Here is a 21,043-nt window from a genome sequence, read left to right on the forward strand (position 1 = left end):
GGGGCGGGGAGGGGGACGGCGGCGCGCAGCAGGAAGCCGTCGCGGCCGTGCCGCCCGGACGTGATCTCGCCGCCGAGCACGGCGACGCGCTCCCCCAGCCCGGTGAGGCCCGAGCCGCTCCCGCCGTCGTCGTCGTGGACGCCGTCGTTGCGCATCTCCAGCACCACGGACCCGTCGTAGGCGGTGAGGGCGACGGCGCAGCGCCGGGCCTCGCTGTGCTTGATCACGTTGGTGGCGCCCTCCCGGATGACCCAGGCCAGCACCGAGCGGACCTCGGGCGGCAGCGTATCCGGCGGGTCTCCGATGTCGCAGCGGATCCCGGCGGCCTCCAGCACGGCCCGCGCCCCGGCCAGCTCGGCGTCCAGTTCGACGGCGCGGTACCCGCTGACGGCGGACCGCACCTCGCGCAGCGCCTCCCGCGCGGTGCGCCGGACGTCGGCCATCTCGGCGCCCGCGCGGTCCGGGTCGGTGCGCGCCGTCCGCATGGCCAGCTCGCTCTTCACCGCGATGAGGGAGAGGCTGTGGCCGAGGAGGTCGTGCAGGTCGCGGGAGAAGCGGAGCCGCTCCTCGGTGACCGCGAGCCGGGCGAGGGCGTCGCGGGCGGCGTGGGCCTCCTGGTGCATGTCCCACATGCGGCGCTGGTAGCCGTTGACGAACACGACGATCCCGCAGCCCGCGGTGTAGAGCGCGAACATCGTCGGGAAGAGGACGTACCAGGGCAGGTCGCCGTCGGGGTGGAGGCGTTCCACGGAGACGGTGGTGACCGCCGAGCAGAACGCTCCGGTGGCGACGCACAGGGCGGCGATCCGCGTGCGGCTCATCGGCGACAGCCCCAGCGCCGACACCCAGAAGACCGGGACGATGGTGAACAGCGGGCTGGTCAGGATCATCAGGCTCAGCGCGGCCGTCACGGCTCCGCTGAGCGCGATGTCGCGGCGGGACGCGCCGCCCGCCAGGCCCGCCTTGACGAGCCGCGCGTAATACCAGGTGAGCAGGGCGAGGCCGGCGAGCGCCGCGACGACGACGGGCACGCTCGCGCGGCCGTCGGAGTAGGCCATCGCCAGGCCGGCGAGGCTCGGCCCGACGAACCCCACCGCGGCGCACAGGAACGAGCGGTAGGTGACCCGCTGGTAGCGCTCCAGCCTGCGGGTGTCACGTGCTTCGAGGTCCGCCGTCGTCGCGACCGTCATGTCCCGTCTCCTCCTCGTGTCGCACTGTAACCGGTCCGGCACCCCTGATCAGGCGTGCCGGGGCTCCCAGCGGAACAGGCGGGCCGCGAGCACGCGGCCGAGCACGGCCCAGGCGGCGAGGACGGCGAACGACGGCAGGACGGCGCGCCAGCCGTCCAGGATCCCGACGGACGGGTGCGCGGAGTGGTCGTGGAAGTCCTGCCCGAAGTACCCGGTCCTGGTGATCTCCACGACGGGGCTGAGCGGGGTGAACCGGCAGATCTGCGCGAGCCAGCCGGGCAGGTCGTCCAGCGGGAACATGACCCCGCCGCCGAGCATGCAGCCGAACATGATCGGCAGGACGGTGACCTGCGCCAGCTCGGCGGTCGGGCTGACCCCGGAGAGCGCGAACGCCAGGGCCGCGAAGACGGTGACGCCGCCCGCGAGGCCCGCCAGGACGAGCACCGGGTCGGCGGGGAACCGGCCGCCGAGGGCGGCGCCGAGCACCACGAGCAGCGCCAGCGCCTGGACGGCGTACATCGCGGTCGCGGTGAGGACGCTCCCGCCGGTGATCTCCGTGTCCGACAGGGCGGTGCCGCGGAGCCGTTTGAGGGTCAGGTCCTCGCGGCGGGCGGTGAACACGGTGACGAGGTTCATCAGGACGGCGAAGACGAGGAAGAAGCCGAGGTGGCCGGTGCCCTGCAGCAGCGCGGCGTCGACGCCGCCCATGTCGATGCCCTTCATCGGGACGAGCATCCCCGCGAACACCAGCGGCAGGCCGACGACCGTGACCAGGGACGACCTGTTGCGCCACAGGAGGGTGAGGTCGAGCCGGGACACGCGGAGCATGGCGGAGAGGGAGACGGCGGGACCGGAGGTCGCGGCGAGGTTCATCGGGTGACTCCTTCGGCGGCGGTGCGGAGGAAGACGTCTTCGAGGGAGGCGCTGCGGGCCTCCAGGCCGTCCAGCCGGACCCGTTCCTCGTCGGCCCAGCGCAGCAGGTCGTACAGGCCCGCCTGGAGGCCGGGTCCGGTGACGGTGTAGGACGCGACGGTGCGGCCGCCGTCGACGGTGATGTCGGCGCGGGCGCCGCGCAGGGCTGGGAGTTCGGCGACCCGGACGCGTTCGGGCATCTGGAAGCTGATGCGGTCGCCGTGCCCGGCGACGACGTCGCCGACTGTCCCGGACGTCTCGATCCGGCCGCGGTGCAGGATGGCGAGCCGGTCGGCGAGCTGCTCGGCCTCCTCCAGGTAGTGGGTGGTCAGCAGGACGGTGGCGCCGGACGCGACGACGTCCCGGACGATCTTCCAGGTGGTGTGCCGGGCCTCGGGGTCCATGCCGGTGGTGGGCTCGTCCAGGAACAGCACGGCGGGACGGCCGAGCAGCGCGAGCGCGAGGTCGAGGCGGCGTTTCTGGCCGCCGGACAGCTGCCGGACCCGCACGTCCGCCTTCTCGGTGAGCCCGGCCAGGGCGACGGCCTCGTCGCGGTCGCGGGGCGCGGGGGTGAAGCCGCGCCAGTGGTCGACGGTCTCGGCGACGGTGAGGTCGGCGAAGAAGCCGCCCTCCTGAAGCATGATGCCGATCCGGGGACGGACGGTGCGGCGCTCGCGGTGCGGGTCGCGGCCGAGGACCCGGACCGTCCCCTCGTGGACGGCCCGGTGCCCCTCCAAGGCTTCGAGGGTCGTCGTCTTCCCGGCGCCGTTGGTGCCGAGGAGCGCGAACAGCTCACCGGTCCTGACCTCGAAGGAGATCCCGGCGACGGCCTCGAAGTCGCCGTACCGCTGGCGGAGTCCGTCGACGCGGATGGGTGTGGTCGTATCCATGCCCATAGCGTCGCGATCGGGGCCCGGCCGCCGGTAGAAGCGGGTATCACCGGTTCCGGCGGCGGCTGTCAGCCGATCGGCATGACAGGTGTCATCCGCCGTTCCCCGCGGCGCCGTGCCGGGCGCGGGCCCCGGTGCGGGGGCGGGCGAAGTCGACGGTCTCCGGGCGCCGTCCGGGCCAGGTCAGGCGGGTCGCGGCGGCCGGGGTCTCGGCGACGAGGCGGCCGTGCGCGACGACGTGGCTCGGCCGGGTCTGCCGCCGGACGGCGTCGTGCGGCGACGCGGCGGGCAGCACGACGAGGCTCGCCGGGCGGCCGGTCTCGACGCCGTACCGGTCGCCGAGCCCGAGGACGCGCGCGGCCCGCCCGGTGACCATCGCGAACGCCTCGTCGATCTCGGCGGGCGCGGTGAGCTGCGCGGCGGCGACGCCGACGAGCGCGACCTGCAGCGGGAACGCGGTGCCGAGCGGGAAGAACGGGTCCATGACGTCGTCGTGCCCGAACGCGACGTTCACCCCGGCGGCGAGCATCTCCTTGACCTGGGTGAGGCCGCGCCGCTTCGGGTAGCCGTCGTGCCGGCCTTGCAGGGACAGGTTGGCGAGGGGGTTGCAGACGAGGTTGGTTCCGGAGCTGGCGACGATGCGCTGGAGCTTGCCGGAGTAGGCACCGGAGTAGGAGCCCATCGCCGTGGTGTGGGACGCGGTCGCGCGTTCGCGGAGCCCGCCGCGCCGGGCGAGCGCCGCCAGGACCTCCACGAACCGGGACTGGTCGTCGTCGATCTCGTCGCAGTGCGCGTCGAGCGCCAGCCCGTGGCGCTGCGCGATGTCGAACGCGATCTCCAGGGAGCGGACGCCGTCCTCGCGGGTGTCCTCGTAGTGCGGGATGGCGCCGATCGCGTCCACGCCGCGGCGGGCGGCCTCCTCCAGCAGCTCGGCGCCGTGGTCGAACGAGCAGATTCCCTCCTGCGGGAACGCGACGAGCTGCAGGCCGATGACGTCGGCGACCTGGTCGCGGACGGCGAGCATCGCGTCCAGCGCGACGAGACCGGGGTCGGTGACGTCCACATGGCTGCGGACGTGCAGGACGCCGTTCGCCGCGTACCAGCGCAGCACCTCCGACGCGCGGGACACGACGTCGTCGCGGGTGAGGGCCGCCTTGCGCTCGCTCCACACCGCGATGCCCTCCCACAGCGACCCGGACGCGTTCCAGCGCGGCTCCCCGGCGGTCAGCGCCGTGTCGAGGTGGACGTGCGGCTCGACGAACGGCGGGCTCACGAAGCAGCCGGTCGCGTCGATCCACTCCTCGCCCGCGAGCCGCCCGGCGGGCGCGATGCGGCCGACGCGGCCGCCGTCGATCTCGATGTCGTGCGGGCCGTCGCGGCCGGTGAGGCGGGCGTTGGTCACGAGGCGCATGGGGGAATGCCTCCTACGGCGTGATGTCGTCCAGGCGGGTCTTGACGACCTTGCCCATGGCGTTGCGCGGCAGCGACTCGACCAGGTGCACCACGCGGGGTCGTTTGTGGGCCGACAGCCGCTCCGCCACGAAGTCGATCAGCTGCCGTGCGGCGACGCCGTCGGCGACGACGTACGCGGTGACCTGCTCGCCGAGGTCGTCGTGCGGGGTGCCGACGACGGCGGCCTCCCGGACGCCGGGATGGGCGAGCAGCGCGTTCTCGATCTCGCCCGCGCCGATCCGGTAGCCGCCGCTCTTGATCAGGTCGGTGGACGCGCGGCCGACGATGCGGTGCCAGCCGTCCGGTCCGATGGTCGCGATGTCGCCGGTGCGGAACCAGCCGTCCCCGGCGAACGACTCCGCGGTGGCGCCGGGGCGGTTGAGGTACCCCTTGAACAGCAGCGGAGCGCGGACGTGCAGCTCGCCGGGCGTCTCGCCGTCCGCCGGGACGCGGCCGCCGTCCTCGGCGGCGAGGCGGGTCTCGACGCCGGCCAGCGGCGTGCCGACGTATCCGGGACGCCGGTCGCCGTCGGCGCGGGCGCTGATCGTGATGAGCGTCTCGGTCATGCCGTACCGCTCGACCGGCCGGTGCCCGGTGAGATGCGCGAGCCGCTCGAAGACGGGCACCGGCAGGGGCGCGCTGCCTGAGACGAGCAGCCGCGCACTGCTGAGGGCCTGCGCGGCGGACGGGTCGGCGGCCGTCCTCGACCAGACGGTGGGGACGCCGAAGAACAGGCTCCCGCCGTCGTCCCGGGCCGCGGCGGCGTAGGCGCCGGGTTTGGGACGTCCCGTGTGCACCAGCGGCGAGCCGACCCGCAGCGCCCCGAGGACGCCGAGGACGAGCCCGTGCACGTGGAACAGGGGCAGGCCGTGGACGAGGACGTCGTCCGGCGTCCACGCCCAGGCGTCGGCGAGCGCGTCCAGCCCGGCGGCGATCGCGCCGCGCGAGATCAGCACGCCCTTCGGCGCGCCCGTCGTCCCGCTGGTGTAGAGGATCAGCGCGGTCGCGTCGGCGTCGGGTTCGGTCTTCGTGTTCCCGTCGTGCGGGAGCGCGTCGACGGGGATGAGCGGCGGTTCGCCTTCCGCCGGAGGTCCCGCGTCGCGGGCGGCGAGGAGGAGGCTCGCGCCGGAGTCGCCGAGGATGTGCGCGCGTTCGGCGGGGCCGGAGTCGGGCGGCACCGGCACGACCGGGACGCCCGCGAGGAGGCCGCCGACGACCGCCGCGACCGTCTCCAGCGACGCCGTCGCGTTGACGGCGACGGCGTCCGCGCCCCGGATCTCCGCGGCCACGGCCGACGCCCAGCCGAACAGCTCGTCGCGCGGCAGGCCGCGTCCCGCGATCCGCACCGGGCCGCCCGTCGCGCCGAGCAGGTCCATCGTCGCCCCTCTCCGTCTCGTCCTGGAAGTATGCCTTCCGTGTCGTTCCCGCAGGGTGCAGCCCTGACCTACCCCGCGCTCGCCGCCCGGCTGCTGGCGCTGCCGCCGTCGTGCGGCCCGGCGCGCGTCGTCGCGATCGACGGGCCGAGCGGCGCGGGGAAGTCGACGTTCGCCGATCACCTGGCGGAGGTCCTGGTCGGCGCGCCGGTGGTGCGGTCGGACGACTTCCGCGTGCCGTGGGACGCCGACCCGCTCACCTGGTGGGGACCGCTCCGCGCGGCCGTCCTCGACCCGATCCGCGACGGGCGGCCCGCTCACCTGCGCCGCTACGACTGGCACCGCGACCTGTACGGGCCGGACGAGGAGATCCCGGCCGGGCCCGTCCTGATCGTCGAGGGCGTCGGGGCCGCGTGGGCGGGGTCGCCCGCCGCGTTCCGCATCTGGATCGACGCGCCGCACGACCTGCGCCGCGCCCGCGCCGTCGACCGCGACGGCCCCGAGTACGCCGACGCCTGGGACGCGTGGAGCACCCGCGAGACGGCGTTCTTCGCCGCCGACGGCACCCGCGCCCGCTGCGGCCTCCTCGTGGACGGCACCGCGTTCACGTCCCATCGCTTCCGGACCTACTCGACGGCGTCGACGTCGGCGGACGGCGACCCGCCCGACAGTTCGGCATAGCCGGGGCCCCTGTCGAAGAACGGCGCGGGGCCGCGTTCGGCGCGCAGCCGCTCCCGCAGGGCGGCGGTCGCTTCCTCGTCGACGACGCCGCCGGTCAGGACGACTCCGTAGTCGTCGCGGGCGCCGTCCACCGACACCTTGCCGTCGCGGACGTCGGCGGCCACGCGGGACGGGTCGCGCTTCAGGGGGTCGCCCCAGCCGCCTCCACCGGTCGTGCGGATACGGATGACCTGCCCGGCCTTGACGGGGTGGTCGTCCACGAGGCCGTCCATCTCCTCGCCGTCGATGTCGACGCGGAAGGGACGTCCCGCGCGGCCGCCGTCGACGCCCCAGCACGACAGGATCGACCGGTCCGCGATCGACATGTAGTGGGCGTCGCGGAGCATCCGGATGTGCTTGTCGTAGCCGAGCCCGCCCCGGTGCTCCCCCGGCCCGCCGGAGTCGGTCGCGAGGCCGAGGCGCTCGACGATGAACGGCCAGCGGGCCTCGGCGAACTCGGCGGGGATGTTGCGGGAGTCGGGCACGACGTGGATGGTGTCCTCGCCGTCCGCGTAGTAGCGGCCCCCGGAGCCGCCGCCGAGCACCTCCCGCATCAGGTACGGGCCGCGGTCGTCCTCGCCGTAGACGCCGGTGTAGCGGATCGTCTCCTGGTCGGCGGGCATCCGCCCGCCCGTGGCCTTCGCCAGGACGCCCGCGAGGACGCCCAGCAGCCGCAGGATCACGAACGTGCGGGCGTTCGTCGGGGCCGGGAAGACGGGCGTGAGCAGCGTGCCCTTCTCCGGGAACCGCATCTCGACGAGCGGCACGACGCCCTCGTTGACGTCGAGCTCGGCGGCCCGCTCCGGCGTGTCGGCCAGGTTCCGCAGGACGGGCGCAAGCCACTTCTTCAGGAACACGCCGTCCGAGTAGTCGCCCGCGTGGTTGATCGGGCCCTTGGCCTGCGGGGACGTCCCGGCGAAGTCGATGACCAGCGGGACGTCCGCGGCCTTGTCGACCGTCAGCGTGATCCGCTGGGCGTGCAGGCGGGGCGGGTCGACGCCGTCGTGCTCGGCGTAGTCCTCCCAGACGAACACGCCGTCCGGGATCTTGGCGAGCAGCTCGCGGCGGAACGTCTCCGTCGTCCGGTCGATGATCGCGTCGAAGCACGCCTCGACGGCGGCGCGGCCGTAGCGGGCGAACAGGTCGCCGAGGCGGCGGGTGCCCATCAGGCAGGCGGAGCACTCGGCGTCCAGGTCGCCGGCGAGCGAGTCGGGCATCCGTGAGTTGCGGGTCATGATCGTCAGGGCCGCCCGGTTCGGGACGCCCTCGTCCCACAGCTTGATCGGCGGGACCATCAGGCCCTCCTCGAACGCGCTGCGGGCATGGCTCGGCATCGATCCGGGGACGGCGCCGCCGATGTCGTCGTGGTGCCCGAACGCCTGGACGAACGCGACCACCACGCCATCGTGGAACACCGGGACGGTGACGCACAGGTCGGGCAGATGCCCGATGCCTCCCTCCGACAGGTACACGTCGTTGTGGAAGAACACGTCGCCCGGACGCATCTCCCCGGGCGGGAAGTCGCGGGCGATCGGCTGGACGAGCGCGGAGTACGAGCGTCCGGTCAGCTTGCGGAGCCGCCGGTCGTGGATGCCCGCGCGGAAGTCGTGCGCGTCCCGGATCATCGGGGAGCGGGCCGTCCGCGCGATGGCCGTCTCGACCTCCCGTTCGACCGACGCGAGCGTCCCCTCGACGATCTCCAGCAGGATCGGGTCGATGGTCATCGCGTCACCACCAGGTTGCCGTAGCCGTCGAGTTCCGCGGTGAAGCCGGGGTGCAGCGGCAGCGTCGACCCGAACTCCTCGATGACGGCCGGGCCCGCGACGGCGTCGCCCGGGGCGAGTTTCTCGCGGCGGTAGACGGCCGCCTCCTCCCACGCGTCGAAGTAGACCGTCCGCGTGCCGGTCAGGGCGCGCGACGGGTCGCCGTCTCCCGGCGGACGCTCGCTGAGGCGCGGGCGGGCGATCGGGCCGATGCCGGAGACGCGCAGGTTGACCCACTCGACGGGATGCCGCGCGTCGTCGCGGTAGCAGTACCCGTAGAGGGCCTCGTGGGCGTCGTGGAACCGGCGGACGACCTCGGCGCGGAACGCCTCGTCCGGGTGCCCGGCGGGGGCGGGGACGCGCACCTCGAACGCCTGCCCGTAATAGCGGAGGTCGGCGGAGCGGGCGAAGCGGCGGCGATCGTCAGGGAACCCTTCGCGGGCGAGCGCCCGCGCGGCGTCCGATTCCAGGTCGGCGTAGATCCCGTCCAGGACGGCGGGGTCGAGTTCGGCGTCGCGGACGACGCGCGTCCGGACGTAGTCGTTCTTCACGTCCACCGTGAGCAGCCCGAACGCCGACAGGTTGCCGGGGTTCTCCGGGATCACGGCGGCGGGAAGGCCGAGCACGTCCAGCAGGCGGCAGGCCAGCAGCGGGCCCGACCCGCCGAACGCGACCAGCGGGTAGTCGCGGACGTCCAGGCCCCGCTTGACGGTGATCTGCCGGATCGCGTTGGCCTGGTTCCACGCCGAGATCTCCAGGATGCCCGCGGCGGCCCGCTCGACCGGCAGGCCGAGAGCGCCCGCGAGCGCGTCGAGGCCCGCGCGGGCGGCGGCCACGTCCAGGGGCACCTCGCCGCCGAGCAGGTGCGGCGGGATGCGGCCGAGGACGGCGTGCGCGTCCGTCACCGTCGCCTCCGTGCCGCCGCGCCCGTAGCAGAGCGGGCCGGGGTCGGCGCCCGCGCTGCGCGGCCCGACCTTCAGCGCGCCCTCCGGCGACCGCCACGCCACCGACCCGCCGCCCGCACCCACCGTCACGATGTCGATCATCGGGATCTTGACGGGATGGCGGCCGATCGAGCCCTCGGTGGTGAGGGTCGGCTCGCCGTCCAGGACGACCGCGACGTCCGTGGACGTCCCGCCCCCGTCCAAGGTCACGACCGAGCCGTGCCCACTATGGGACACGACGAACGCCGCGCCGAGCGCACCGGCGGCCGGGCCCGACAGGACGGTCGTGATCGGCTGCCGGGCGACCTCGTCCGCCGACAGCACGCCGCCGTTGCTCTTCATCACCAGCAGCCGGGACTCGACCCGCTCGCCGATCCGGGCGAGGTAGCCGTTCATCGCGGGCTTGACGGCGGCGTCCACCAGCGTCGTCACCGACCGCTCGTACTCGCGGTACTCGCGCAGCACCTCGCACGACAGCGACACGACCGCGTCCGGGTGCTCGCGGGCCAGCACGTCCCGCATCGCGAGTTCGTGCGACGGGTCGGCGTAGGAGTGCAGGAAGCACACCCCGATCGCGAGGATCCCCTCGTCGCGGAACCAGCGGGCCGCCGCGACCGCCGACGCCTCGTCGAACGGGCGCAGCTCGGCGCCGGTGTGGTCGAGCCGCCCGCCGACCGTCCGGACCCGGTGCGCCGCGACGATCCGCGGCGGCTTCACCCAGAAGTAGCTGTTGCCGTAGCCGTCCGGGACGCTCTGCCGCGCGATCTCCAGGATCGACTCGAAGCCCTCGGTGGTGACGAAGCCGAGGTCGTCGATCCGGTCCTCCAGGAGGCGGTTCGTCGCGACCGTCGTGCCGTGCGACAGCGCGGCCACCTCCGACGGTTCCGCGCCGAGGAGGGCGAGGACCTTCGCGACGCCGTCCGCGAACCCCTCCGCCGGGTCGGCGGGCGTGGAGGGCGTCTTCGTGGTGACGAGCCCGCCGCCGTCCTCGTCCAGCGCGACGACGTCGGTGAACGTCCCGCCCGTGTCGATCCCGATCCGCAGCCGCCTCGCCGTGCCCCTCGTCATGAACACGGGTCTACCGGACGCCGCCCACCTGGGAAACCGTCGCAATCTGCCAACGGACGGGATCGTCTTTCGTGAGGGCGCGTTAGGGCTAGGCTGAGCAGTTCCGATTTCCGACGAGACGCTGGAGCCCGTTCATGGCCCTGGAACGCCCCGAGATCGACTTCCCCGAGGGACAGCCGCCCACGTACCTCGACATCACCGACATCACCGAGGGCGACGGTCCGGAGGCCGTGAAGGGCTCGAACGTCTCGATGCACTACGTCGGCGTGTCGTGGTCGACCGGCGAGGAGTTCGACGCGTCCTGGAACCGGGGCGGCACGTTCGACTTCCCGCTCGGCGCCGGACGCGTCATCAAGGGCTGGGACATGGGCGTCGCCGGGATGAAGGTCGGCGGGCGCCGCAAGCTCGTCATCCCGCCGCACCTCGCCTACGGCGACCGCAGCCCGAGCCCGGCCATCAAGCCGGGCGAGACGCTCATCTTCGTCGTCGACCTCCTCGCGGTGAACTGACGCCCCCGAGGGTCGGCGGCGGGCCGTTCAGCGGCGGGAGCGGCGGCCGAGCAGGTAGCCGAGCAGCACGCCGATGAGGGCGACGAGGCCGCCGGAGCCGAACGCGACGACCATCGGCCAGCCGGTGGCCGCGCGCTCCGGCCCGGCCGCCGCCGCGCGTCCCGCGTAGACCGCGCCCGCCTCCGCCTGCGCGCCCGTCGCCACGGCCTCGTGCGCGGCGGGCGGTGGGGGCGGGGGCGCGACGAGGTCGCGTTCGACCGCGGCGAAGAACTCGCCCGCGGTGCGCTTGGCGACGCTGCCCAGCATCCGCTGCCCGACGCCGCCGACCATCCCGCCGACGACCGCGTCCGCGTCGTAGTCGATCCGGGTCGAGCCGTCGCCGTCGGTGAGCCGGACGCGGACGGTCGCGTCCACCGTGCCGGGCGCGCCTTGGCCCCGCGCCCGCAGCACGAACGAGCGCGGCGGGTCGGGATCGGCGAGCTCGACCCGCCCCACGTACGTCCCCTGGATCGAGGCGACGCCCGCGGTGACGGTCATGCGGTACGTGTCCGGGCCCGTCTCCTCCAGGGAGCGGCATCCGGGGATCGTCCTCGCCAGGACCGCCGGATCCTGGAGCGCGTCCCACACCCTGGCGAGCGGCGCGGCGACGGTGGCACTGCCGGTGAGCTGCATGGACCCGACTTTAGGGAATGGCGCCGCCGCGCCGAACGGCAACATCTGCCGAGTACACGCCGAGGATTGGGCAGATGCGCCCGCGCGCTCGTGGGAAATGGTCAGATATGTCCGGCAGGTTCCGCCGGGTGCGAACTCCCCTCGCCACCCGCGCGTCAACCGATGCGAGATCCCCAGCCGAACCGAACGGAGTACGCGGCCGATGCGAGGTACGACCCCCGTGATCAGCATGGTTGCCGCCGGCGTGGTCGGCGTGGCCGCGGGCGGCTGGCCCGTCCTGACCGCGCGGGCCGGCGACTCGGGGCCGTCGATGCGGACGCAGCTCGCCGCCGTCCTCGGCGACCAGAAGTGGGCGACGCCGAAGCCCGGCTCCTGGACGCCGCCGCCCCCGTCCCAGGACGGGCTGCCCCCGGTCGTCAGCCGCATCGAGACGCAGGAGCGCGTCGTCTTCCTCACCATCGACGACGGCTACGAGTACGACTCGGAGTTCGTGAACCTCGTCCGCACGCGGAAGGTTCCCATCATGACGTTCCTGACCTCCACCTACATCAAAGGCCAGGGACAGTACTTCTGGGCCATGCGCAACGCGGGCTCGCGCATGGAGAACCACACGGTCAGCCACCCCAACATGGGGACGCTCCCCGCCGACAGGCAGAAGAAGCAGATCTGCGACGCGTCCGACGACATCCAGAAGCAGTACGGGCGCCGTCCCGAGATCTTCCGGCCGCCGTTCGGCAGCTTCAACCAGACGACCCGGCAGGTCGCCAAGCAGTGCGGCATCAAGTCGGTGCTGCTGTGGTCGGCGGAGTTCTACAACGGCACCACCGGGCCCGGGGTCGGGTTCAACGGCTTCGCGCGCGGCGACGGCGGCAAGGGGTTCAGGCCGGGCGATGTCATCCTGATGCACTACCGCAAGGGGCTCGCCAAGGACCTCGTGACGATCCTCGGCTGGATCCAGCAGGCCGGGTTCCGGCCCGCCGCCGTCCAGAACTACCTGCCGAAGTCGCTCGGCGGCAACGCCCCCGACAAGCCCGCGCCCGCGGGCGGCTGAAAGCCGACCTTCCCGGAGGAATCCCGGTTACGCCGAGCGCCCGCACCCCCGTTCACTAGGGTCAACACGCTGGCGGGGTTGAGGTCCCCCGCACCCGAGCCGACCCCGCCAGCACCCAACCCAGGTTGAGGTCCCCCGCCTGCTGATCACCGGCGAGCCGACCCCGCCAGCACTACAACGTTCGCGCGCTTTCCCGGACGACCAACGACGGGTCGTTCGCCGCCTTTTGGCGCAGCTCGTAGAGGGCGTCCGGGGAGAGCGGCATCGCGTCCACGCGGACGCCCTCCGCGTCCTCCACCGCCGACGCGATCACCGCCGACACCGGGATGACGCCCGCCTCCCCCGCGCCCTTGATGCCCAGCGGGTTCAGCGGCGACGGCGTCTCCAGGTGGTCGGTCTCGATGCGCGGGATCTCCGTCGCGTACGGCATCAGGAAGTCCATGAACGACGCGTTCAGCAGCTGGCCCGACTCGTCGTACACCATCCGCTCGTACAGCGCGCCGGCGATGCCCTGCGCGACTCCGCCGTGGATCTGCCCCTCCACCACCATCGGGTTGATGAGCCGCCCGCAGTCGTGGACGACCGCGTACCGCAGGATCGCGATCTCCGCCGTGTCCGGGTCGACCTCCACGATCGCGGCGTGCGCCCCGGCGGCGAACGTGGACCGGACGGGCGAGTAGTAGTCCCGCCCCTCCAGGCCGGGCTCGTCCCCGGCCGCGACGGGTGGTTCGGTGACGGGACGGCCGACCGCGAACTGCGTCGCCGCCGCGGCCTCCTGGTCGAACGCGTACCGCAGCGGGTTCGACAGGACCGCGACCGTCCGCAGCGGCACGGACGCCGACGGGTCGCCCTTGACGTGCACGACCCCGTCCGTGATCTCCAGGTCGCGCGGGTCGGCCTCCAGCGCCTCGCCCGCGATCCGCAGCGCCTTGCCGCGGACCTTCCGGCACGCCAGCGCGATCGCGTTGCCGCTCATCACGGCGGCGCGGGACGCGAACGTCCCGACCGCGTACCCGAACCGGCGGGTGTCGCCCGTCGTGACGTGCACGTCCCCGATCGGGACGCCCAACTCCGCGGCCGCGATCTGCGCGAACACGGTCTCGTGGCCCTGGCCCTGCGACGTCAGCCCGGTCGAGACGTGCACCCGCCCGGACGTGTCGATCTCGACGTGCCCGCCCTCGTACGGGCCGACGCCCGTCCCCTCCACGTAGACGCCGAGGCCGATGCCGAGGCGGCGGCCCCGGGACGCGGCGGCGGCGCGCTCGGCGTCGAAGCCGTCCCAGCCGATCAGCTCCCGCGCCTTGCGGAGCAGCTCCGGGTAGTCGCCCGAGTCGTAGATCAGCGGGCGGCCGTCCTGGAAGGTGAGGCCCTGGTCGTAGGGGAACTCGTCGGGCTGGATGAAGTTCGCGGCGCGGACGTCGGCGCGGTCGAGGCCGAGGTGGCGGGCGACGCGGTCCATGGTCCGCTCCATGCAGAACACGCCCTGCGGGCGTCCCGCGCCCCGGTACGGGGTGACGATCAGCGTGTTGGTGTAGAGGCTCGTCACCTCCGCCCGGTAGGCGCCGATCTTGTACGGGCCGAGGAGCTGCGTGGACGTGACGATCGGGATGATGATCCCGTACGGGGTGTAGGCGCCGTGGTCGTGCCGGATCTTCACGTCGAGGCCGAGGATGCGGCCCGCGTCGTCGAACCCGACCCGGACGTCCTGGAGCTGGCCGCGCTCGTGCGCGGAGGACACGAAGTGCTCGCGGCGGTCCTCGGTCCATTTGAGCTCGCGGTCGAGCAGCCGCGCCGCCCACGGGACGAGCACCTCCTCCGGCCACGGGTGGACGATCTTCACGCCGAACCCGCCGCCGACGTCCGGCGCGACGACCTCGACCTTGCCGTTCGGCAGCCCGAGCCGCGCGGCGATCGCGGCGCGCACGCTGGTGGACGCCTGCGTGGACGAGTACACGCGCAGCGACCCGTCGTCGGCGTCCCACCGCGCGTAGACGCCACGCCCTTCCAGCGGCATGGACGCGCTGCGCTCGATCGCGAGGCTGAACTCCAGCACGTGCGGGGCGGCGTCGATCGCGGCGGCGGCGTCCCCGGTCTCCTGGACGAGCACCGCCCCGACATTGCCGGGCACGTCGTCGTGGACGAGGCGCTCCGCCCGCGTCGCGGCCTCGATGCCGACGACGGGCGGGAGCGGCTCGTACTCCACGCGGATGCGTTCGGCGGCGTCCTCGGCCAGGTACCGGTCGCGGGCGACGACCATCACGACGGGCTCCCCGACGTGCCGGACGACGTCGCGCGCCAGCGGATATCCGGTGCGGCCGTGCGTCAGCGCGGGGTGCGGGATGAGCAGCGGAAGCGGCTCGCCGACCCGTCCGGGCAGGTCCTCCCAGGTGTAGACGGCGACGAGGCCGTCGACGTCCAGGGCGCCGGACACGTCGATGTCGGTGATCCGGGCGTGCGCGTGCGGCGACCGGACGAACGCCGCCGCGAGCGCGTCCCGTCCCAGGTCGTCGAGGTAGCGGCCGCGGCCGGTGAGGAGGCGCGCGTCCTCGCGGCGCTTGACCGGCTCGCCGAACACCCGCGTCCCCATCTACGACTCCTCAGCCAGAATGTCGGCGGCTCGGTGCACCGATTTGACGATGTTCTGGTACCCGGTGCAGCGGCACAGGTTCCCGGAGATGCCCTCAAGGACCTGGTCCTCGGTGGGGCGGGGCGTCTCGCGCAGCAGCGCCGTCACCGTGCAGAGGAACCCGGGCGTGCAGAAGCCGCATTGCAGGCCGTGGCATTCGCGGAACGCGCGCTGCACGGGCGACGGCGTCCCGTCCTCGTCGGCGAGGCCCTCCACGGTGGTGATCTCGTGGCCGGAGGCGGTGACGGCGAGCATCAGGCACGACCGCACCGGCTCCCCGTCCAGCAGGACGGTGCAGCAGCCGCAGACGCCGTGCTCGCAGCCGACGTGCGTGCCGGTGAGCCCGAGGTCGTGCCGGAGCAGGTCCGACAGCAGCCGGCGCGCCGGGACGCGGGCGGCGCGGTGCGTCCCGTTGACGGTCAGCGCGACCTCGAAGCTCTCCTCCACGTCACTCCCCCGCCTTCCGCAATGCCTCGGCCGCCGCGGCCTTGAACGCGCGCTCGGTGAGGACGCCGGTCAGGTGCCGCCGGTAGGCCGCGCCCGCGTGGATGTCGGTCTCCGGGTCGATCCGCTCGCGGACGTGCGCGGCCGCGGCCGTCCAGTCGCCGTGCGGCCCGGCGGGGCCGGTCAGGTCGAGGACGAGCGGCGTCGCGGAGATCCCGAGGTACCCGGCGCGGGCCGCGGAGACGCGCAGGTCCTCGTCCAGGGTGACGACGGCGGCGACGCCCGCGAGCGCGTAGTCGCCGTGCCGCCGCGCCGTCTCCGTGAACGCGGTGCCGGTGCGGGGCGGCGCGGCCGGGAAGAACGCGGAGACGGCCAGCTCGCCCGGTTTCAGCGCCGACTCCATCGGCCCGAGGAAGAACTCGGCGGCCGGGATGGTGCGACGCCCGCGCGCCGACGCCGCCTCGACCGTCCCGCCGAGGAGGGCCAGCACGGCGGGCAGCTCGGCGGCCGGGTCGGCGTGCACGAGGCTCCCGACGACCGTGCCGCGGTTGCGGATGACGGGATGCGCGACGTGCCGGAGCGCCTGCCCGAGCAGCGGCTGGACGGCCGCGGCCTCCGGCGAGCGCTCCACCCGCGCGTGCCGGGCCAGCGCGCCGGCCCGGACGCCGTCGTCCCCCACGTGCAGGGTGTCGAGTTCGGCGACGCGGTTGATGTCGACCAGCTCAGGCGGCGCGGCCAGCCGCATGTTCAGCAGCGGGATGAGGCTCTGCCCGCCCGCCAGGACCTTCCCGGACGGCTCCGCGTCCAGCGCGTCCAGCGCCTCGGCGACGGTGGCCGGGGCGTGGTAGCCGAACGGCGGCGGCTTCATCCGGCCGCCCGGTCGGTGGGCGCGATGACGCCGCCGCCCTGGCCGCTCGGTCCGCGGACCGCGTTCAGGACGTGGTAGCCGACGAGGACGGCGATCGTCCCGAGCGCGATGCCCTGCAGCGGGAAGTCGTCGGTGATGTCCAGTGTCACGTTCCCGATCGCGAGGATGACGCCCGCCGCGACCGGGACGAGGTTGACCGGGTCGGCGAAGTCCACCCGGCTCTCGATCCAGATCTTCGCGCCGAGCAGCCCGATCATCCCGTACAGCACGACGGTGATGCCGCCGAGGACGCCGCCGGGCGTCGCGGCGACCAGCGCGCCGAACTTGGGGCACAGCCCGAACAGGATCGCGACGGCCGCGGCGACGTAGTACGCGGCGGTCGAGTAGATCCGCGTGGCGGCCATGACGCCGATGTTCTCGGCGTAGGTGGTGGTCGGGGAGCCGCCGACCGCGGAGGCGAGCGCGGTGCCGACGCCGTCGGCGGTGATGGCCCGGCCGAGGACGGGGTCGAGGTCGTCGCCGGTCATCGCCGCGACGGCCTTGACGTGCCCGGTGTTCTCCGCGATCAGCGCGATCACCGCGGGCAGCGCCAGCAGGATCGCCGAGGTCTTGAAATCGGGGCCGTGCAGGCTGGGAAACCCGAACCAGTCGGCCGCGTCAACGCTGGAGAAGTTGACCCGGTCGTGCGGGAACGCGGTCGCGACGCAGTACGTGCCCTCGGCCGTGCAGGGCTTGCCGGACGCGTCCAGCAGGTTCTGGCCAGGGAGAACTGACGTGACCGTCCCGACCGTGTTGTCGAGAAGCCATGACAGGAGGAACCCGAACACCAGCGCCAGCAGCACCGCGATCCGCGCCCAGAACCCGCGCAGCAGCACCGCGCAGAACACCGCGAAGCCCAGCGTCGCCAGCGCGACCCACTGGTCCTGCGGCCAGTAGACGGTCGCGACCACCGGCGCCAGGTTGAACCCGATCAGCATCACGACGGCGCCGGTCACCACCGGCGGGAACACCCGGTGGATGACGTCGCCGCCGACGAAGTGGATCAGGAGGCCGACCGCCGCCAGCACGGCGCCCGCGACGAGGATCGCGCCGGTCACCGTCGCGCTGTCGCCGCCCGCCGCGCGGATCGCCGCGACCGCGCCGACGAACGACGCGCTCGTGCCGAGGTAGCTCGGCACCCGGCCGCCCACGATCAGCAGGAACAGGACCGTCGCGACCCCGGACATCATGATCGCCAGGTTCGGGTCCAGGCCCATCACGACGGGGAACACGAACGTCGCGCCGAACATCGCCACCACGTGCTGCGCGCCGATCCCCGCCGTGCGCGGCCACGACAGCCGCTCGTCCGGTCGGACGACCTCGCCGGGCGGCGGAGTGCGCCCGTCCCCGTGCAGCTTCCAGCCGAACACCATCAGGGGCCCCTCCCGCTCAACCGTCCCCGCCGCCGCGGCACGCTCGACCGTCCGCGTTCATGCGGGCACGGTAGATCTACCCCGGTCGGCGGGCATCGGCGACATCTGCCAAAGCCCGTCCGCCGGTTCGGCAGGAACGGCGCGTCACCGGAAGATCACCGAGAAGGGAGCACTACCCTCGGTTACCCTCAGATACCGCGCATGCGCAGTACGTGAAGGGCGAGGGTGAGGTTGAGACGCAGATGGGCGTCCTCCGTGAACGCTCCGAGCATCCGCTCCAGTTTCCCGATGCGGTACCGCAGCGTGTTGTAGTGGAAGTGGAGGCGGCGGGCGGTCTCCGCGACGTTGAGGTTGGTCTCCAGCAGCACCTGCAGGGTGCGGCGCAGGTCGACCAGCTCCGGCTCGTCGTCGGACGCCAGGTCGCCGAGCGTCTCCCGGACGAAGGCGTGCAGTTCCTCCGGGTCGGACACGAGGCTCAGCAGCCGGTACACCCCGAGCTGGTCGAAGTGCGCCCGCGCGCCCGCGCCGTTGAGCTGCCGTCCGACCCGCACGGCCTTGACGGCCTGCTCGTACGCCTCGGGCAGCGCTGCCGGGGACGTCACCGTCCGGCTGATGCCGGTGGAGAACGTCCGGCGCACCGGCAGATGCTCGGCGAAGATCGACGACGCCTCCTTGAGCATCGCCTGGACGGGCCCGGCCGTCAGCTCGGCGGGGTCGCCGCCGTCCGCGCCGATGACCGCGACGACCTCGTGCGCGAAGCTCGCGACGGCGGCGCCGCGGTCGTGCCGCCGGACCGCCGTCGTCCACGCCGCGGCGAGCCGCTCCTGCGCGGACCGCTCTTCCACGCCGCGGCCGCCGCTGCGCGTGGCGCTCTCCGGCTCGGCGCCCTTGCCGCGTGCCTTCCCGTCCGTCTCGGGGGCGGACGGGTTGCCGCGCGGGCGGCCGTCGAGCTCGGCGACGACGACCATCACGGGACGGTCGAGGTCCCAGCCGAAGCCGGCGCAGTGCGCGATGACCCTGTCGTCGTCGCCCGCGCGCCCGGCGAGGATGTCGCGGAGGAAGTCGGCGCGGTACTTGCTCTCGACGGCGGCGACGGCCTGCTGCTTCGTCACCACGAGCGCGGCGACGGTCGCGGCGCGTTCGAGGATGCCGAGGTCGGTGCCGCGCAGCGTGCCGCCCGGGCTGAAGGCGATGATGCGGCCGTGGTCGAAGCCGCCCGCCATCACCGGCACGACCAGGTGGTCGCCGGTGCCGTGCGCGCCGATGATGCCGCAGCCGCCGCGCCCGCAGGCCGCGTGCCGGCCCGCGTCGAACGCCCGCATGGCCTGGACGTGCTCGTCCGGACCGGCGCCGGCGAGGACGCGCTGCTCGCCGTCCACGACGACGACGGCGACGTCCAGGAGCGTCGCGACCTCGTCGACGACCTCCTGGAGGCCGCCGCCGCACAGCACGATCTGCACGAGCGCGCGGTGCACCTCCTCGGTGCGGGCGAGGACGGACGCCTGCCGGTTCAGGATGTCGGTCAGGACCTGGTTCAGGATGTCGTCGAAGCCGACGTCGTTGGGGAGCAGGATCAGGGGGAAGCCGCGGCGGTCGGCCTGCGCGATCATTTCGGCGGGGAGCGAGTCCAGGTAGCGGCCGAGTTTGATGGCGAGGGCCGCGAGTCCGCGCTCGTCCAGGTCGGAGACCAGGTTGTCGAGCGACTGGGGAGTGTTGCGCAGGGGGTAGCCGGTGGTGAGGAGGAGCTCGTTCGGCTTCACCCACGACAGGATGTCGGGGACCTCCATCACGTTGAGCCGCTGGACGATCCTTTCGAGACCGGCCCGGCCGGCGATGAGGCGGGCGCCGTTCAGGGTGCTGACGCCGAGGACCTCCCCGACCGACAGGCCGTAGGTCAGTGTTCCGGTGCTCGCGAGCCGCAGGGCCGGTGGGCCCGGGTCCGCTGTGCTGGTGTAGCTCATGCCAGGGGTCACCTCGCTATTTGGTGCGTACATCGCCCGTTACGGCGTGATCGCTACCGCTTCCTGATCAACACTGACAACTAAGACGAACGATGACAAGCATCCTTGGCAGCTTTCTCCATACGTCCGGTGCGGGGGCCGTTCTACCGTCTCGGCAGAGGCCGGGCCGTCCGCAGGCCGGACGGCGACCGACGCCGGCCTCGGGAGGTTCCGTGACCGCACTCGTCCGCGACCCGATCCCGCTTCCGGCCCGGCCCGGACGGCGGCCGCCCGCCGCCGGCGCCGCGAGCCTGGCGCTGCGGCCGCTGCTCGACCCGCCGCGCCGCGCGGCGCGGGTCATCGCCGTGTTCCCGGCGGCGCTGTACCTGGAGCTGCGGGGCGGCCCCGAACCGCGGGTGCTCGCGGTCGTCACGTCCGACGCGCACCGGCTGCCGAACGCGGTGGTCGTCGTCGCGACGCGCAAGGAGCAGCCGTTCCGGTCGATCCGGGAGGGCAGCGATGCGTGGGTCGGCGACGGGCGGGTGGAGGCCGGTCCGCTGCACGTGCGCGTCCGCCGCTGGTGGGACCCGTCGCCGGTGCTCGGGCCGGTGCAGGCGTCCGCGCTCGCCTACGGCGTCCGGTGCCTGGAGGCGGAGCTGGCCGACGCCGGGATGCTGACCGGCGCGGGGACGGCGGGCGGCGGCCTCGGCGACCATCCCGACCCGGCCGCGCTCGCCGACTGCTGCGCCGCGGGCGACCTCGCGGGCGCGGTGGAGGCGGCGGAGCGGATCGTGGGGCTCGGCCCCGGCCTGACGCCGAGCGGCGACGACATCCTGTGCGGCCTGCTGGTGTCGCTGCGGAGCGTCGGCGACGCGCTCCGGCACGGCCGCACGGCGGTGTGGCTTGCGGACTGGCTCGGCGCGGCGGTCACCGCCGACGCCGGCACCCGGACGACCGCGCTGGCCGCGACGCTGCTGCACTGCGCGGCGGCGGGCGGCGCGGGCGCGGAGGTCGCGGCGGTGCTGCGCTGCGTCGCGGGCCACGAGCCGCAGGACGCGCTGGTCACCGGCCAGGCCGTCCGGCGCCTCTTGGCGGTGGGCCACACGTCCGGCGCCGACCTCGCGCAGGGCATCCTCGCGGGCTGCCGCGCCGCCCTCGCCCTGACGGCGGTGCGCCACGCTTCGCGGGTGACCGCATGAGCGAAGCGAA

Annotated in this window: 17 protein-coding genes; 4 read left to right on the forward strand and 13 right to left on the reverse strand. The window is 73.8% G+C overall.

The features are described from left to right. The 5 genes from ACH35V_RS08780 to ACH35V_RS08800 form a co-directional block, all read right to left on the reverse strand. On the reverse strand, positions 1 to 1,190 hold a 1,190-nt coding region (locus ACH35V_RS08780; RefSeq protein WP_395971154.1), incomplete at its 3' end, for a sensor histidine kinase. A gap of 48 nt (positions 1,191 to 1,238) precedes the next feature. Next, on the reverse strand, positions 1,239 to 2,063 hold the full coding sequence (locus tag ACH35V_RS08785) for an ABC transporter permease (protein ID WP_395971155.1): 825 nt from the start codon (positions 2,061 to 2,063) through the stop codon (positions 1,239 to 1,241). Then, positions 2,060 to 2,992 carry an ABC transporter ATP-binding protein gene (locus ACH35V_RS08790; RefSeq protein ID WP_395971156.1) on the reverse strand — a complete coding sequence of 311 codons (933 nt, stop codon included), beginning with the start codon at positions 2,990 to 2,992 and terminating at the stop codon, positions 2,060 to 2,062. Before ACH35V_RS08790 ends, ACH35V_RS08785 begins: the two co-directional genes overlap by 4 nt. A 91-nt stretch (positions 2,993 to 3,083) precedes the next feature. Beyond that, positions 3,084 to 4,403, reverse strand: coding sequence for a cytosine deaminase (gene codA / locus ACH35V_RS08795; RefSeq protein WP_395971157.1), 1,320 nt, complete (start codon positions 4,401 to 4,403; stop codon positions 3,084 to 3,086). A 13-nt stretch (positions 4,404 to 4,416) separates the two neighbouring features. After that, entirely contained in the window at positions 4,417 to 5,820 is a 1,404-nt protein-coding gene (locus tag ACH35V_RS08800; RefSeq protein ID WP_395971158.1) for an acyl-CoA synthetase, read from the reverse strand. Between the two features lie 39 nt (positions 5,821 to 5,859). Between ACH35V_RS08800 and ACH35V_RS08805 the strand changes: the two genes are divergently transcribed. Then, entirely contained in the window at positions 5,860 to 6,498 is a 639-nt protein-coding gene (locus ACH35V_RS08805) for a uridine kinase (protein ID WP_395971159.1), read from the forward strand. Here ACH35V_RS08805 and ACH35V_RS08810 read toward each other — a convergent pair. After that, a complete protein-coding gene (locus ACH35V_RS08810) occupies positions 6,444 to 8,261 on the reverse strand; it encodes a hydantoinase B/oxoprolinase family protein (RefSeq protein ID WP_395971160.1) in 1,818 nt (605 codons plus the stop codon). The genes ACH35V_RS08805 and ACH35V_RS08810 overlap by 55 nt on opposite strands. Next, the gene (locus tag ACH35V_RS08815; RefSeq protein WP_395971161.1) at positions 8,258 to 10,312 is read right to left on the reverse strand and encodes a hydantoinase/oxoprolinase family protein; all 2,055 of its coding nucleotides are present in this window, start codon (positions 10,310 to 10,312) and stop codon (positions 8,258 to 8,260) included. The genes ACH35V_RS08810 and ACH35V_RS08815 overlap by 4 nt, the downstream gene beginning before the upstream one ends. A gap of 134 nt (positions 10,313 to 10,446) precedes the next feature. Here ACH35V_RS08815 and ACH35V_RS08820 point away from each other — a divergent pair, with 134 nt between their 5' ends. After that, positions 10,447 to 10,821 carry an FKBP-type peptidyl-prolyl cis-trans isomerase gene (locus ACH35V_RS08820; RefSeq protein WP_395971162.1) on the forward strand — a complete coding sequence of 125 codons (375 nt, stop codon included), beginning with the start codon at positions 10,447 to 10,449 and terminating at the stop codon, positions 10,819 to 10,821. Positions 10,822 to 10,848: 27 nt separating this feature from the next. Here the strand turns inward: ACH35V_RS08820 and ACH35V_RS08825 are convergent, their stop codons facing one another. Next, positions 10,849 to 11,493 (reverse strand): carbon monoxide dehydrogenase subunit G, encoded by a 645-nt coding sequence (locus ACH35V_RS08825; protein ID WP_395971163.1) that lies wholly within the window; start codon positions 11,491 to 11,493, stop codon positions 10,849 to 10,851. A 229-nt stretch (positions 11,494 to 11,722) separates the two neighbouring features. Here ACH35V_RS08825 and ACH35V_RS08830 point away from each other — a divergent pair, with 229 nt between their 5' ends. Next, positions 11,723 to 12,544: a polysaccharide deacetylase family protein gene (locus ACH35V_RS08830; protein WP_395972031.1), complete on the forward strand. Its 822-nt coding sequence runs from the start codon at positions 11,723 to 11,725 to the stop codon at positions 12,542 to 12,544. Positions 12,545 to 12,716: 172 nt separating this feature from the next. On the opposite strand, the gene cutA is transcribed toward ACH35V_RS08830, so the two are convergent. From cutA to ACH35V_RS08855, 5 genes are all read right to left on the reverse strand, one after another. Then, complete coding sequence (gene cutA, locus ACH35V_RS08835) at positions 12,717 to 15,131, reverse strand: aerobic carbon-monoxide dehydrogenase large subunit (RefSeq protein WP_395971164.1); 2,415 nt, start codon at positions 15,129 to 15,131, stop codon at positions 12,717 to 12,719. Continuing rightward, positions 15,132 to 15,617 (reverse strand): (2Fe-2S)-binding protein, encoded by a 486-nt coding sequence (locus tag ACH35V_RS08840; protein ID WP_395971165.1) that lies wholly within the window; start codon positions 15,615 to 15,617, stop codon positions 15,132 to 15,134. 1 nt (position 15,618) lies between these two features. Continuing rightward, positions 15,619 to 16,482 carry an FAD binding domain-containing protein gene (locus tag ACH35V_RS08845; RefSeq protein WP_395971166.1) on the reverse strand — a complete coding sequence of 288 codons (864 nt, stop codon included), beginning with the start codon at positions 16,480 to 16,482 and terminating at the stop codon, positions 15,619 to 15,621. Further along, positions 16,479 to 17,894: a uracil-xanthine permease family protein gene (locus ACH35V_RS08850; protein ID WP_395971167.1), complete on the reverse strand. Its 1,416-nt coding sequence runs from the start codon at positions 17,892 to 17,894 to the stop codon at positions 16,479 to 16,481. Before ACH35V_RS08850 ends, ACH35V_RS08845 begins: the two co-directional genes overlap by 4 nt. A gap of 188 nt (positions 17,895 to 18,082) precedes the next feature. After that, positions 18,083 to 19,855 carry a PucR family transcriptional regulator gene (locus ACH35V_RS08855; RefSeq protein WP_395971168.1) on the reverse strand — a complete coding sequence of 591 codons (1,773 nt, stop codon included), beginning with the start codon at positions 19,853 to 19,855 and terminating at the stop codon, positions 18,083 to 18,085. Between the two features lie 212 nt (positions 19,856 to 20,067). Here ACH35V_RS08855 and ACH35V_RS08860 point away from each other — a divergent pair, with 212 nt between their 5' ends. Continuing rightward, positions 20,068 to 21,033, forward strand: coding sequence for a DUF2877 domain-containing protein (locus ACH35V_RS08860; RefSeq protein WP_395971169.1), 966 nt, complete (start codon positions 20,068 to 20,070; stop codon positions 21,031 to 21,033). The last annotated feature ends 10 nt before the right edge of the window (positions 21,034 to 21,043 follow it).

Origin of the sequence: Actinomadura sp. 1N219 (genome assembly GCF_044326405.1) — a bacterium.
Lineage (GTDB): Bacteria > Actinomycetota > Actinomycetes > Streptosporangiales > Streptosporangiaceae > Spirillospora.